13 protein-coding genes are annotated in these 14246 nt (G+C 65.9%); 7 read left to right on the top strand and 6 right to left on the bottom strand.

The window, feature by feature from the left end; genetic code table 11:
* Positions 1 to 3: 3 nt before the first annotated feature.
* Together VH499_RS19135 and VH499_RS19140 are read right to left on the bottom strand one after the other, a co-directional pair.
* Positions 4 to 558 (bottom strand): tyrosine phosphatase family protein, encoded by a 555-nt coding sequence (locus tag VH499_RS19135; RefSeq protein WP_332054348.1) that lies wholly within the window; start codon positions 556 to 558, stop codon positions 4 to 6.
* A gap of 97 nt (positions 559 to 655) precedes the next feature.
* Positions 656 to 1630 carry an alpha/beta hydrolase gene (locus tag VH499_RS19140; RefSeq protein ID WP_332054349.1) on the bottom strand — a complete coding sequence of 325 codons (975 nt, stop codon included), beginning with the start codon at positions 1628 to 1630 and terminating at the stop codon, positions 656 to 658.
* A 337-nt stretch (positions 1631 to 1967) separates the two neighbouring features.
* On the opposite strand from VH499_RS19140, the gene VH499_RS19145 reads away from it, so the two are divergent.
* From VH499_RS19145 to VH499_RS19155, 3 genes are all read left to right on the top strand, one after another.
* On the top strand, positions 1968 to 4724 hold the full coding sequence (locus VH499_RS19145; protein ID WP_332054350.1) for a glycosyltransferase: 2757 nt from the start codon (positions 1968 to 1970) through the stop codon (positions 4722 to 4724).
* A gap of 64 nt (positions 4725 to 4788) precedes the next feature.
* Entirely contained in the window at positions 4789 to 5391 is a 603-nt protein-coding gene (locus tag VH499_RS19150) for a class I SAM-dependent methyltransferase (RefSeq protein ID WP_332054351.1), read from the top strand.
* Positions 5388 to 6020 (top strand): CoA pyrophosphatase, encoded by a 633-nt coding sequence (locus VH499_RS19155; protein WP_332054352.1) that lies wholly within the window; start codon positions 5388 to 5390, stop codon positions 6018 to 6020. The genes VH499_RS19150 and VH499_RS19155 overlap by 4 nt, the downstream gene beginning before the upstream one ends.
* On the opposite strand, the gene VH499_RS19160 is transcribed toward VH499_RS19155, so the two are convergent.
* The 4 genes from VH499_RS19160 to VH499_RS19175 form a co-directional block, all read right to left on the bottom strand.
* Complete coding sequence (locus tag VH499_RS19160; protein ID WP_332054353.1) at positions 6017 to 6487, bottom strand: MaoC family dehydratase; 471 nt, start codon at positions 6485 to 6487, stop codon at positions 6017 to 6019. The genes VH499_RS19155 and VH499_RS19160 overlap by 4 nt on opposite strands.
* Positions 6488 to 6699: 212 nt before the next feature.
* The gene (locus VH499_RS19165; RefSeq protein ID WP_332054354.1) at positions 6700 to 6921 is read right to left on the bottom strand and encodes a biotin/lipoyl-binding carrier protein; all 222 of its coding nucleotides are present in this window, start codon (positions 6919 to 6921) and stop codon (positions 6700 to 6702) included.
* Between the two features lie 21 nt (positions 6922 to 6942).
* Positions 6943 to 7728: a hypothetical protein gene (locus VH499_RS19170; RefSeq protein WP_332054355.1), complete on the bottom strand. Its 786-nt coding sequence runs from the start codon at positions 7726 to 7728 to the stop codon at positions 6943 to 6945.
* 2 nt (positions 7729 to 7730) lie between these two features.
* Positions 7731 to 8936 carry a cytochrome P450 gene (locus tag VH499_RS19175; RefSeq protein WP_332054356.1) on the bottom strand — a complete coding sequence of 402 codons (1206 nt, stop codon included), beginning with the start codon at positions 8934 to 8936 and terminating at the stop codon, positions 7731 to 7733.
* 102 nt (positions 8937 to 9038) lie between these two features.
* Between VH499_RS19175 and VH499_RS19180 the strand changes: the two genes are divergently transcribed.
* From VH499_RS19180 to VH499_RS19195, 4 genes are all read left to right on the top strand, one after another.
* Positions 9039 to 9671: a tRNA-uridine aminocarboxypropyltransferase gene (locus VH499_RS19180; protein WP_332054357.1), complete on the top strand. Its 633-nt coding sequence runs from the start codon at positions 9039 to 9041 to the stop codon at positions 9669 to 9671.
* An 82-nt stretch (positions 9672 to 9753) separates the two neighbouring features.
* Positions 9754 to 10512, top strand: coding sequence for an SDR family NAD(P)-dependent oxidoreductase (locus VH499_RS19185; protein WP_332054358.1), 759 nt, complete (start codon positions 9754 to 9756; stop codon positions 10510 to 10512).
* A gap of 76 nt (positions 10513 to 10588) precedes the next feature.
* A complete protein-coding gene (locus VH499_RS19190) occupies positions 10589 to 12739 on the top strand; it encodes an indolepyruvate ferredoxin oxidoreductase subunit alpha (protein ID WP_332054359.1) in 2151 nt (716 codons plus the stop codon).
* A complete protein-coding gene (locus VH499_RS19195) occupies positions 12732 to 14237 on the top strand; it encodes an indolepyruvate oxidoreductase subunit beta family protein (RefSeq protein ID WP_332054360.1) in 1506 nt (501 codons plus the stop codon). The genes VH499_RS19190 and VH499_RS19195 overlap by 8 nt, the downstream gene beginning before the upstream one ends.
* The last annotated feature ends 9 nt before the right edge of the window (positions 14238 to 14246 follow it).

Consider the following 14246-nt stretch of genomic DNA (forward strand, 5'->3'; position numbering starts at 1 on the left):
GGCTTAGGCCGGCAATTCGTGGCCGCGGCCGATGTTGCGGATGATCTCGCTCAGATGCGGCTTCGCCTGGAGGAGGGCTCGTCGATAGACGACGAGCCCGTTCAGCATGGCCCCGTCGCGCTTCAGGAGCCGGTCGGCGAACTCGATCATGCGCGTGTTGGGCCAGCCGTGCTTGCGCAGCTCGAGGAGCCTGAGAAACGCTGCTTCCTCCTCCCCCGGCGCATGCTGCGCCATCAGGATCGCCGCGGCAGCCGTGGAACGCGATACGCCGGCATGGCAGTGGATCAGGACATGGCTGTCGCGCGCCGCGTGGGCGCGCTCGCCGAACTCGAGCACCTTCCGGATGTGCTCGGGCGTGCAGGCCTCGAAACCGGGGTACTCCGCCACCACGTCGTCGAAGCGCAACAACAGGTGATCGATTTCGAAATAGTTGTCGAGCGCATCCGGTCTCGGTTCGTGCGTGTCGATGATCGACAGCACATGGCTGACGCCCCCCGACGCGTGTTGCGGCAATTCGGGAATGCCGCAGATCGTCAGCCTTTGGCTCGGTACGGGCATGCGTCGTTCTACAACAAGGCACGCGCCATGTGCAGTCCGATTGCCAGCATGCCGAGCAGGAACGATGCGGCGGAATATCCCTGCCCCCGCGCGAAGCTCATGAAGGGCCGCAGACTTCTTTCGCCATCCGATCGAAGGCCTCCCAGAACCGGGCGCGCCGCTGGTCGGTTTCCATCATTATCTCGTGCCGAGATCCGTCGATGGTCACGAGCCTGCCGTGGCGAAGGCGCGCGACCACCGGTCCATGGCTGGCCGGATTGACAAGCGTATCCGCCGTCGCGCTCACCAACAGCAAAGGCAGATCGATGCGCTCCAGGACGCCCGGCGCCAGTCCGGCGGCCATGGAGCGTAGCGCCTGCCGGCACCACCCGATGGTCGGGCCACCGAGCGACAGGCGCGGGTCGGCCGCGAACCATTGGGCCGTGAAGCCGAAGCGCCGTTTGTCGTGGGTCAGCACGTTGCCGTCGAACGGATACCTGGCCGCATCGAAAGGGCCGGTTCCGTACAGATAGCGCTGATCCAACGCGCGCAGGGGCGGGGTCAGACGCAGCACGTTTCGCAGCAGAGCTTCCTGAGTCAGGCTCGTCATGGGCGCCGTCACCACACCGGCGACGAATGGTGCGCTTCCGTGCAAAGCGAGGGAGCGCAGGAAGAGGTGACCGCCCATCGAATGACAAAGTGCCATGATCGGTTTGGGTGCTTCGGCGGCGACCACCGTGTCGAGGAAGAGACGCAGGTCGGAGATGTAGGTTTCGTAGCGGTCGATATGGCCCTTGTGACGATCGGCCAGCGGCCGATCCGAAAGCCCCTGGCCCCGCCAGTCGAAGGCGGCGACGGCGAAGCCGCGTCCGAGCAAATCGCCGACGACTTCGGTCGCATACTTTTCAATGAACTCCGCGCGGCCCGGTAGCACGAGCACGGTGCCGCGCGGCGGCCCGAGCGCGTTCCACCAGGCATGGCGCAGTCGCGTCGCGCCGGACTGCAGAAAATCGTAGCGATCGGCCGGACGATAGGTGGCTGCGAGTTCCGCCGGAACAGCAGCCGGAGCCGCCGTATGGTCGTCGTCGGTCATCACCACGGGCTGGATTTTGGCATTTTGGCCATCATTGGTTCCGGACTCTTTACCGTTCCCGGACGTGCGGCTATAGATCGGCTCCGTCGCCTCATCGCCTGCGAAGGGTCGCAGACGAGGAAATCTGGCGCAAGGAAACCTCGAAGAGGTCCGCCGCACCGCGTGGTCATCGGCTCGCCGCCAGGAGTCGATCCGGCACGGTCCTTGCGCCGACGTCCATCGTCCGCAGGAGACATGCGATCCCGAGCGCGAGTTGGCCGCCGTGACGGATAGCCGGAGCGATCGCCGTTTCATGTTTCGTCGCGGGCTGGTCTTACTCGTTGCAGTCGCGGCCACGATGGCTGGCTGGCGTCTTCTCGATAGCCATGTTCAAGCCGCCAATGTCGAAGGCCCGCTGCATGGTGTGACCTACGCGGCCTGGGCCAAGGACCAGGACCCGCTGGCGGCCAAATCGAGCGGCATCCTGAGCTTCCTGCGCACCGCCTTCACCGAGGAGCCTCCGCCGCCGGTCAAGCCGCGCAAGGAGCAGATCCAGTACGACTTCGCCATGATGGCGGGACACGTCGACTATATCCGCACCTATCGCACGTCCGACGGCGGCGAGGAAATGGCCGAGATCGCCGCGCGCAACGGGCTCAAGCTCGTGCCGGGAGCGTGGATCTACAGCGCAGTCGAGGCCAAGCAGCAGTTCGGCCGCGACGCCGCCGACGTCAACGCGGAGGAAACCCGCGGTCTGATCCGCATGGCGAATCAGAATCCCAACGTGATCGACCGCGTGATGGTCGGCAACGAGAACATCCTGCGCTGGGATGCCCAGAAGGACGACCGCGACAACAACGCCGTCAGCCCCGCCCAGCTCATCCGTGAGATCAGAAACGTCAAGCGCAACGTCAAGGTGCCGGTCAGCACCGCCGAGCCTTGGCACGTGTGGCTGCGCTACCCGGAACTGGCGCGCGAGGTGGATTTCCTCGCGGTGCACATTCTACCCTACTGGGACGAGCAATCGAGTGAAGCGCCGCTCGACTATCTCAAGAACAAGATCAAGCTGCTGCGGCAGGCCTATCCGAACAAAAACATCATCGTCACCGAAGTGGGTTGGCCATCGAACGGCGCCGAGCGGCGCAGTCCCGCCACTGGGTTGATCAAGCGCGCGACCCCGGCCGAGCAGGCCAAGAACGTCCGCGACATGGTCGCCTGGCTCAAATCCCAGAACATCGACTATTTCGTGGTCGAGGCCATCGACCAGCCATGGAAGTCGTACGACCTCGAGGGCAAGGCCGGCGGCTACTGGGGTCTCTGGAACGCCGATCGAGAGCCGAAATTCGCCTGGTCCGGGGCGATCGAGACTTTTCCGCAGTGGTGGGTCTGGGCGGTCTGGTCGGTCGTCGGCGCCCTGCCGCTGATGGCGCTGTTTCTTTGGAAGTGGCGCGATCTCGCCGCCGTCGGGCAGCTCGCGTTCTGCGGCCTCGTCGCCCTGTCGGCGAGCGCGGTCGCCTATGGCGCCTCGGTCGCTGCCGGTACCTATATGGTAAGCGGCGAAGTGATCGGCTGGGCGATGCTTGCGTTCTTCCTGATCGTGAGTCTCGCCATGGCGCTCGTGCAGGCACTCGAGCTCGTCGAGACGATCTGGCGACGGCACTGGCGGCGCGAAGCGCTGCCTGCCGCCGAGATGATCGCGCGCCAGCCGGGCGACCGCGTCTGGCCCAAAGTCTCGCTGCATCTTGCGATCTGCAACGAGCCGCCGGCCATGGTGATGCAGACGCTCGATTCGCTGGCGGCGCTCGACTATCCCGACTTCGAGGTGATCGTCATCGACAACAATACGAAGGATCCGGCGGTGTGGCGTCCCGTGCAGGACTACTGTGCGCAGCTCGGCGAGCGCTTCCGTTTCTTCCATTTCGATGTGATGAAGGGCTTCAAAGCCGGCGCGTTGAATTACGTGCTCGGCCAGACCGCGGTCGATGCGAGGGTCATCGGCGTCATCGACAGCGACTATATGGTCCGCTCCGACTGGCTGAAGGCCGTCGTGCCGTACTTCGACGATCCGAAAGTGAGCTACGTCCAGGCGCCGCAGGATCATCGCGACTGGCGCGACGACCGGTTCAAGGAAATGCTCAACTGGGAATATGCCGGCTTCTTCGATATCGGCATGTGCCTGCGCAACGAGTACGACGCCATCATCCAGCACGGCACCATGACGCTCGTCCGCAAGGACCGCATGGAGGAGATGGACGGCTGGGCGACTTGGTGCATCACCGAAGACACCGAGCTCGGCCTGCGCCTGATGGAGAAGGGCTACGGCGCGATGTACAGCCGTGAGCGCTTCGGCCACGGCCTGACGCCCGACCACTTCGCCGGCTACAAGAAGCAGCGCTTTCGCTGGGCCTATGGCGCCATGCAGATCATGAAGGCGCATGGCGGCAAGATGATGGGCAAGGCCACTCGACTGACCTTTTGGCAGAAGTACCATTTCGTTAGCGGCTGGTTGCCGTGGTTCGCCGACGCACTGAACCTGATCTTCACCTGGGCAGGCCTTGCCTGGGCTCTCGCGGTGCTGCTGCCGCCCCTGTTTGGTCTGAAGCCCGTAGGCTTGCCGCCGGCCGAGTTCATCGTCCCCACGATCGGCATCTTCGTCTTCAAGCTGGTCTATTCCTTCGGCCTCTATGCCAACCGGGTGAACTGCAGCTTCCGGCAGAGCGTTGGCGCCTCGCTGGCCGGCCTGGCGCTCACCTATACGGTGGGCCGCGCGGTGATTTACGGCCTGGCGACCAGTCGACTGCCTTTCATGCGCACACCCAAAATGGACGAACGGGCCACGCTCGGCATGGCGCTCGGCATGGCACGTGGTGAGGCGGTACTGATGATCCTGCTCTGGGTTGCGGCCTTGGTGCTCTGGAACACCAGCGGCGTGATCGATCCAGAAGCCCGGCTGTGGGCGGGCTTCATGGCGGTCCAGTCGCTGCCCTTCACAGCGGCTGTGATCGTGTCGCTGGTGAACGCGCTCGAGCAGATGCGGCATGCGCGGGCAGCCTTTGAGCCGGCGCCGGCCACCGCGCCGGTCTCGGCCGGACCCGCCATGCAACCCGCACAGTAGAATGGCGTAGAAGAAGCGGTGTTTTTCGCTCTCGACACGCAACCATCCTCTGCTAGCGTTTGCCATGCCCACCGCAGTTCACGACGCCGGCAGGACCCTTTTTCTGAAGCGCTGGCTGCGCCGGCCGTTGGCGATGGGGGCCTTCCTGCCCAGTGGCCCTTTTCTCAGCGAAGCGATCGCAAACGCCACTTTGTCGGCCATGAATGGCCACTCCGGGTACGTCATCGAGCTGGGGGCGGGGACGGGAGAAGTGACCAAGGCATTGCTGGCCGCCGGCATTCCGGCCGACCGGCTCGCGCTCGTCGAACGCGATCCTGAGCTCGTGGCGTTCCTGCGGCGTCATTTCGCCGGCCTCAAGATCATCGAGGGCGATGCGGCCCGCCTGCCACGCCTTCTGGCGGCCAATGCGATCGAGGGTGTCGCCGCGGTCGTGTCCGGCCTGCCGCTCCTGTCGCTGCCGGCCGAGGTGGTGCACGGCATCGTGCATGGAGCCTTCGAAACCCTGCCGCCCGGAGGGCCGATGGTGCAGTTTACCTACGGGCCCACCCCGCCGGTGCCCAGAAGCTTGCGGCAGAGCTTGAAATTGATTGCCCTCAACAGCCGGCGCATATGGCGCAATGTTCCGCCGGCCGTCGTCTGGACATTCACGAGGGCCTCCGACGCGTGAGTGGGCTCGGCTTCGACGAGACGCTGCGCACTGCTATTGTCGACCGCCTTCGGCGCTTCGAGGTGCGGCGGCGCAGCGATCCGGGCAGTTTGCGCCACGCGGCCGTCGCGGTGGCGGTCCTGGAAGGCGAACGGCCAGGCGAGGCGGCATTCCTGCTGACAAGGCGGACGCCGAAGCTGCGCACCCATGGTGGGCAGTGGGCGCTGCCGGGCGGCCGCGTCGATCCGGGCGAGACGATCGAGCAGACGGCGCTGCGCGAGCTGCATGAGGAACTGGGCGTGCTGGCGGCGGCCGACGACGTTCTGGGCACGCTCGACGACTATCCCACGCGCTCGGGCTATCTCATCGCGCCCGTAGTCGTATGGCTGCGCGGCCTTATCGAGCCGGTGCCAAACCCGGGCGAGGTCGCGGCTGCCTACCGCATCCGTTGCGCCGAGCTGTTCCGTCCCGATTCACCGGAGATCGTCGCAATCGAGGAATCCGATCGGCCGATCATTCGCCTGCCGCTGCCTATGGCCACGGTGAACGCACCGACGGCAGCGATCCTCTATCAGTTCAAGGAGGTGGCGCTCGCCGGGCGCGACACGCGCGTGGACCACTACGAACAGCCGGTCTTCGCCTGGCGCTAGGATCGCATGCTCGCGACCGTCAGCGGGCGGCGCTTGAGGAAGACGGTCGTCTCCTGCTCCATCACATGCTCGCCGCGCTGGTTGATGGTGACCTGACGGATACGTACGACGCCGCGGTCGGGCTTCGATGTCGAGGCGCGCAGGTCGACGATGTCGGTGACCACGCGCAACGTGTCGCCGGGGCGGACCGGCCGTGGAAACTGCGTCTCACCGAGGCCAGGTGAGCCCAGGCTGCAGGCGCGGAACACTCCGAGTTCGAGCCACAAACGCAGCGTCACGCACATCGTATGGATGCCCGACGCGATCAGACCTTCGAAAGCCCACTTCTTGGCGAAATCGGCGTCGATGTGGAAGGGCTGCGGATCCCATTGGCGGGCGAAGTCGATGATGGCGGCCTCGGTGATCGTCATGCCACCGCTCACGAAGCGCTCGCCCTTCCTGAAGTCCTCGAAGTAGCGGTCGGTCACGGAACCAGCTCCATGTAGGTAGACGGCATCGGCGAAAGGACTGGCGGAGTGGGACGGGATTTCGGCTCCCGGCGTTCGGTAGAGCTGCACCGCCATCCTCATTGTGCCGCCGATTGTGTCGAGTCTGAGACAGATCGCCGTGCGTACGGGCCGGTCCGGGGCTTCGGCGCATTCGACCTCATGTGCGTTTTCCGCCTGCACGTCCGGCCGCGTCAGGCATCGAGGACCGCGACGAGCTGGCCTTCACCGATTGCGTCGCCCTCGTTGACCTTGATCTCCGTGATCGTCCCGGCTTTGGGGGAAAGGACCGGAATCTCCATCTTCATCGATTCCAGGATCATGATCTCGCCATCAGCTTCCACCTTGTCGCCCGGCTTGAGCTGGATCTTCCAGACGTTGCCCGCGATCTCCGATTTGACATTGATGACGGCCATTCCCGGCTTCCTTGCAGTTGGTCAGGCGGCCTTTTCCGCCAGCGCCCTCGCCAACGCAAGCGCCGTGGTGCCAATGCGCGCGCCGAGCCGGCATGCAGCGTGGTTGGCGGCCGAGATCGTTCCGTCCTGCAGGGTCGAGCGTCCGTCACCGATGCGCGCGGACATCGCCGCGACCGCAACGCCGGCAACCCCATCGCGCTCGAGGACCTCCAGACCGAGTACGCCGCCGCGATCTATCCCGGGCCCCGCGTCGTTGAAGAAGATCAGGCGCGGCCGCAGAGGCGCAGTCGTTGTGCCTGAATTCCGTGCGCCATGGCTGCCGGTGGCGATGATCTTGCCGCGATCCGCCGGCAGCAGAAGAGTAGCAGAATCGATGCAGACGATGCTGCCCACCAGGTGACGGCCCTCGTCCTTCGGTGGCGGCGGCCGATGCGGCCACGGAGCGTCCTTCAAGAGCTCCACGGCTTCCTTGCAGCTCATGCCCTTGGCCACCCCGCAGCCGGCGGCGTGACCGTTGGCCCGGCTTACGATGCCGCGCTCGAACTGATCCGTGCCATCACCGATGCGGCAGGTCTCGGTGGCGAGCGCCACCATGGCCATGCCGAGCGCGTCAGCGTAGGCGAGGCCGCTCACGCCCGCTTCGTCGAGGCCGATCCCGGCATCGTGATGGATGGCGGCGCGAAGGCCGCCCTTGGCCGAAAGGTGGGCGGCATAGACCGCGGCATGCGAGCCGCCGACCACGACAGCGCCGTTCGCCTCGGCGGGCAGCTTGGTGACGCTGTCGAGGATGAGAAGGCGAACACTCATCGTCAATTGGCAGGCTGAAGGCGGATCGGCAGGCTCGAGAGGCCGCGCAGTGTGTTGTTGTAGCGACGCCTGGGTTCGCCGGTGATCTCGATGCTGTCGACCCTGCGGGCGAGCGCCGCGAGCACGACCTCGCCTTCCAGCCGTGCCAGCATTTGGCCGACACACATATGAATGCCGGCGCCGAAGCCGACATGACCTATCGTGCGGCGGGTGATGTCATACTGATCCGGCTGTTCCCAGTGCCGCGGATCGCGGTTGGCGGCGCCGAGAAACATCAGGACCTTCTGTCCTTCGTCGATGCCGACATCGCCGATATGGACCGCCCGAGTCGTGGTGCGGAAGAAGGTCTGCACCGGGGATTCGAAGCGGACCGCTTCCTCGAACGCAGCGCGGGCCAGCGAGGGGTCGGCACGAAGGCGGCGCCATTGTTGGGGAAAGCGGGCGAGACAATACAGGGCCGCGCCGATGCCGTTCACGGTCGTATCGACGCCGGCGGTCAGCAGCGAACGCACGACCAGCGGTGCTTCTTCGGCCGTCAGCTCGCCGCTGTCGACCGTGGCATGGATCTCGGCACCGAAGCCCTGTGGAGCAAGCTGGTCGCGCTGCATCTGGCCGGCGAGCCAGGCGAGCACCGGCGAGGCGCCTTCGACAGATTTTTCGAAGAGCTCGTTGCGCGGGCCGAACGAGTTGAAGACCATGTTGCCGTAGGGCAGGAGGTAGTGGCGGTTTTCGCGGGGCATGCCCAGGGCATCGGGAAACACCGAGAGCGGATAGGCCTCGGCAAGATCGGCGATGCCGTCGAAGCTCCCGCGTGCGACGAGCGAATCGACCATGTCATCGGCCGCTTTGGTGAAGCGGCCTTGCAGGTCCTTCATGGCCGCCGGCGACAGGACACGATTGAGAACGGCGCGGGCTCGTTCATGCTGGGGCGGGTCGGCCTCCAGCAGAATGCTGCGCGGCCGCCACGGCGTCTCCTTGGCGAAGTCGGCCAGCCCGACGCCGCGGCTGGAGCAATAGGTCTTCCAGTCGAACAGCATCGCCCGGACATGTTCGAAACGCGCGACTGCCCACACACCGTAACGGGCCAACCAGACGGCGGGTCCGGCCTCGCGGAGTTCTTCCTGGAAGGGGTAGGGATCGTCGAAATACGCCTTGGAGAAGGGATCGATATTCGAGACCGGCACGGTTCCGACCGTCGTCAAGGACATGTCTCCCATGGGCCACCCGACCTCCTGCAGTTCCTTCCGTGAACGCTGGCACGCGCGCGATGTGAGTTCAAGGATGCGCCTTGGATCGCTATATCTCGCATCATGACCGAAGCGACCGCGGCGGCGCCCATCAATCCGACGATCGACAACAGGATCGCCGTTCTGATCCTGCAGCATCCGCAGGAACAGGATCGGGTACTGGGGACAGCGAAGCTCGTTTGTTCGACTCTGGTCAACGCCAGACTCACGATCGGTCTGTCATGGCGCAATCTCGGCCACGCGCTGAACGCGCCGGCAGATGCCCGACAGTGGGGCGTCCTTTATCTCGGCTCGGCGGCAGTCGAGCAGGTCGGCCCGCTGATCGCGGTCGATCGCAAGGGTGCGCCGCTTGCCGACCAGCAGACGGCCCGCCGAGGCCTGAAAGGGATCGTTGCGCTGGACGGCAACTGGGCCCAAGCCAAGGCGCTTTGGTGGCGCAATCCCTGGCTCACCAAGCTCCGGCGCTTCGTCGTCGTCCCGGACGGTCCGTCGCTCTATGGCGATCTGCGCCGCGAGGCACGGTCCGACGCAGTGTCGACGCTGGAGGCCGTCGCGTTGGCGTTGTCCGCCCTGGAGCAAGATCAGGCGGTGCGCGAGAAGCTGCTTGCACCGTTTCGAGGCCTGTTGGCCCGGGCCCGCGCCGCTGGCATCCGCGATAGTCGGCGCGACAGACGAGGCCGGCCCTTGCGTCCTTGATGGTCACGCTCGTTGATAGGACGCGAATCCATCCGGCACCGATGCGGTTGACGGACAGCGCGAGGGTCATGAAGCTCCACTCATGAAGCAACTGCAAGGCAAAGTATGCGTCGTGACCGGCGGAGCCGGCAGCATCGGTTTGGAGAGCGCCCGCCTTTTCCTGGAGGAAGGCGCGCGGGTGCTCCTGGTCGACCTGAAAGAGCAGGCGTTGAGCGTGGCCACGCGAAAGCTGGGCAGCGACGAAGTGGCCTGGAGTGTCGCGGACGTCAGCAAGGCCGACGACACGCGAGCCTACCTCGACAAGGCAGTCGCGACCTTCGGCACGATCGACGTGCTGTTCAGCAATGCCGGCAATGCCGGTGTCATCGCGCCGATCGTCGATTATCCCGACGAAGTGTTCGACCGCGTCCAGGCCATCCATGTCAGAGGCGCCTACAACGCCTGCAAATACGGTCTGCCGCGCATGAATGACGGCGGCAGCATCATCATCACCTCGAGCGTTGCGGCCTTCCGCGGCGATCCGGGTGCGGCTGCCTACATCACCGCCAAGATCGCCCAGATCGGGCTCATGCGCTGCGTCGCCAGGGAAGCGGCGGCGCGGCGCATCCGGGTGAATACCATCCATCCCGGCCCGACCGACAATTCATTCCAGGCCGATCTGGAAAGCCATCTGGGCGCCATCCTGAAGCGCGATGCGACAGCGATGTTCAACGAGCTGATCCCGCTCGGCCGTCATGCGACACCGGGTGAGATCGCGCGGTCCGTGCTTTATCTGGCGTCGGACCAGAGCAGCTTCACCACGGGCACCACGTTGAGCGTCACCGGCGGCATGGCCGGCTGACCGCGGAGCCGTCGTGCGGGCCGACATCGGTACAATCAGGCTGACACTCTCGGTGCTCGGACAGTAAACTTCACCCATGCTCGATCAACCCCGGCTACCTGTTGCCCAACGCACCAATCCGGAACGCTCGTTCCGCGAAGAGGTCCGTTCGCTCCGGCTCGGCAATGGCGAGATCTTTCGCGGCGAAGGCATCCTGGCCGTTACCAAGGCGATCCTGCAGTCGGGCGTGGCCTATGTCGGCGGATACCAGGGTGCGCCGGTCTCGCATCTCGTTGACGTGCTGGTCGACTCGCAGGACCTGCTCGACGAACTGGGTGTCCACCTCGAGACCTGCACCAACGAGGCTTCGGCGGCGGCGCTACTGGGCGCTTCGATCAACTATCCCATGCGCGGCTGCGTCACCTGGAAGTCGATCGTCGGCACCAATGTGGCGGCCGACGCGCTCTCCAATCTTGCCTCTCCCGGCGTGGTCGGCGGCGCCCTGATCGTGGTTGGCGAGGACTACGGCGAGGGCGCGTCGGTCATCCAGGAGCGCTCGCACGCCTACGCCCTCAAGTGCTCAGTGTGGTTGATGGACCCGCGGCCGTCGCTGCCCACGATCGTGCGCTGCACCGAGAAGGCGTTCGAGCTCTCTGAAGCGAGCAACACGCCGGTGATGATGGAGTTGCGCATTCGGGCCTGTCACGTCACCGGCGACTTCGTCGCCAAGGACAACAAGCCGCCGGCCATCTCGCGCAACCATCGACTTGCCGAACCGGCGCCGCACAACTACGACCGCATTTCGCATCCGCCCTCGACCTATGCGCAGGAGAAGCTCAAGGTCGAGGTACGCCTGCCGGCCGCGCAGCGCTTCATCGTCGAACAGGGGCTGAACGAGATCTTCCCCGGCGAGCGCTCCGATCTCGGGATCATCGTGCAGGGCGGCATTACCAACGTGCTGATGCGTGGCCTCGATCGACTCGAGGTCGAGGGCAAAGTCCCGACCCTGGTCCTTAACGTCACCCATCCGCTGGTCCCGGATCAGATCGCCGACTTCTGCCGCGGCAAGCGCGCCGTGCTGGTCGTGGAGGAAGGTGGGCCGGACTATATCGAGCAGGCGGTCAACGCACTCCTGCGCAAGCGTGACATCGACACCCGGATCTACGGCAAGGATGTCCTGCCGATGGCAGGGGAATACACGGCGGAGGTCGTGACCGAGGGTCTGCTGAAATTCTTCGCGCAGTCGGCCAACGATATCGATCTCGCGGGCCCGCGCGAGCGCTTCGAGGCGGTACGGGCCGGTCGTGCGGAGGCACAGCGCCTGCTGGGCGGTGCGCTGCCGCTTCGGCCGCCCGGTTTCTGCGTCGGCTGTCCCGAACGGCCGGTATTTTCGGCGATCAAGCTGCTCGAGCGTGAGGTCGGCAAGGTCCACATCTCGAGCGACATCGGCTGCCACTCCTTCGCCACGCTGGCGCCGTTCAATCTCGGCAATTCGATCCTGGGTTTCGGCATGTCGCTGGCGGCGGCGGGGGCGGTGGCGCCGGTGATGCAGAGGCGCACGATTTCGGTGATGGGCGACGGCGGCTTCTGGCACAACGGCCTGCTGAGCGGCGTGGCCTCGTCGATGTTCAATCGGGGCGACCGCGTTCTGGTGATCATGCAGAACGGCTACACCTCGGCAACGGGCGCCCAGTTCATACCCAATACCGCGGGCAATCGGCGCGACGGTGAAACGACATCGGACATTGCGGCCACTCTGAAGGCGATGGGCGTCAAGTGGCTCCGCACCGTCCGCACCTACAATGTCGGCACGATGCTCAAGACCCTGCGCGAGGCCATGAGCACAGGTGACACGGGCCTTAAGGTGATCGTGGCCGACGGCGAATGCCAGCTCGCACGACAGCGCCGCATCCGCCCGCAGATCACCGCCCGGCTCAAGCGCGGCGAGCGCGTAGTGCGTACACGCTTCGGGGTCGATGATGAAGTCTGCACGGGCGACCACTCCTGCATCCGCCTGTCGGGTTGTCCGTCGCTGGTGGTGAAGCCCAGCCCCGATCCGCTACGCTCCGATCCTGTGGCGCATGTGAACAACGGCTGTGTCGGCTGCGGCCTCTGTGGCGAAGTCGCCGACGCGGCCGTTCTCTGCCCGTCCTTCTACAGGGCCGATATCGTCCAGAATGCAACCTGGTGGGACCGTGTCGTCTTCCGCCTGCGCTCGGCCGCGATCGGGGCGATGGCGGGTGCCTAGGCCGATCACCATCCTGGTGGGCGCATTGGGAGGCGATGGCGGCGGCGTGCTGTGCGACTGGATCGTGGCCGCGGCACACGGCCAGGGCCTCGGCGTGCAGGCGACGCAGATCCCGGGTGTCGCGCAGCGCACCGGCGCCACGACCTATTATCTCGAGATCATGCCGACACCCGGTCCGACACAGGCGGCGCTGGCGCTCAATCCGGCGATGGGCGAGGTCGACGTGGCGCTCGCCACCGAGCTCCTCGAGGCTGGCCGCATGATCTTCAACGGCTTGGTCACGCCGGACCGCACGACCTTGATCGCATCGACGCACCGCGTGCTGGCGATCGGCGAGCGGTCGGCCATGGGCGACGGCAGTTTCGACGTTGGCCGCCTCCTGCGGGCAGTGAAGGAGCGCAGCAAGACGCGGATCCTGTTCGACATGGACCAGGCGGCCGAAGAAGCGGGCGGCCTGCTCAACGCTGTCCTGCTGGGCGCGCTTGCCGGCTCGGGCAGACTGCCCATTCCGGAGCACGCGTTCGAGGCGGCGATTCGCGAAGGCGCAAAGGCGGTCGACGCCAATCTCGCCGGTTTCGCCTTCGGTCGCGGCCATGCGCGAGGCGAGCTTGCCCAAGTCGTGCGCGAGCATCGCAAGCGGCAGGCGGCTGCACGCGGCATCGAGGATCTCGTCGAACGGGCACGCAGGACCTATGCGCCGGCATCGCTCGACATCGTGGAGGAGGGTGTCCGTCGGCTGACGGCGTACCAGGACCGGCACTATGCGGCGCTCTACCTCGACCGGCTCGATGCGATCAATGGCCTGGGCTCCGCCGAGCTGTTGCGCGATACGGCGCGGCATCTCGCCGTGCGCATGTCGTTCGAGGATGTGATCCGTGTCGCCCAGGCCAAGACTGCGCCCGAGCGGCTGGCCCGCGTGCGCGCGGAGGTGCGGGCCATGGCCGACGAGCCCGTCAGGCTCACCGAGCATTTCAAGCCCGGCATCGAGGAGATCTGCGCGATCCTCCCGCCCGGCCTGGCGACACGTCTCCTGGCTTGGGCCGAGCGGACCGGGAGGTTAGGCAAGGTCTACTTTTCGATGCATGTACGAACGACCACCATCTGGGGTTTCGCACGGCTGCGCTTGCTCGCTTCTCTGCGCTGGTGGCGACCGAGGAGCTACCGCTACGTCGAGGAGCAGGCCGAGATCGAGCGCTGGCTCGCAGCCATTCGGGGAGCTGCGCCGCTCAGCATCGAACTTGCGCGCGAGGTCGCCGAGCTGGCACGCCTCGTCAAGGGCTACGGCGGCACGCTCAAGCGGGGCCTCGGCAACTATCGGCGCATCGCCGCCGAGGTCATCGAGCCCGCGCTGGCGGGCCGCATGTCGCCGAGGGCAGCGGCCGATGCGGTCGCCAATGCGCGGGTGGCGGCGCTCGCAGACCCGGAGGGCGAGTCGCTGTCGAGGGCATTGACGTCGATCGCTGCCTCCGGGGCGATGCTGCGCCCGGCAGCAGAATAGCGGCACGCT

Source organism: Reyranella sp. (assembly GCF_036558665.1).
Taxonomy (GTDB): Bacteria; Pseudomonadota; Alphaproteobacteria; order Reyranellales; family Reyranellaceae; genus Reyranella.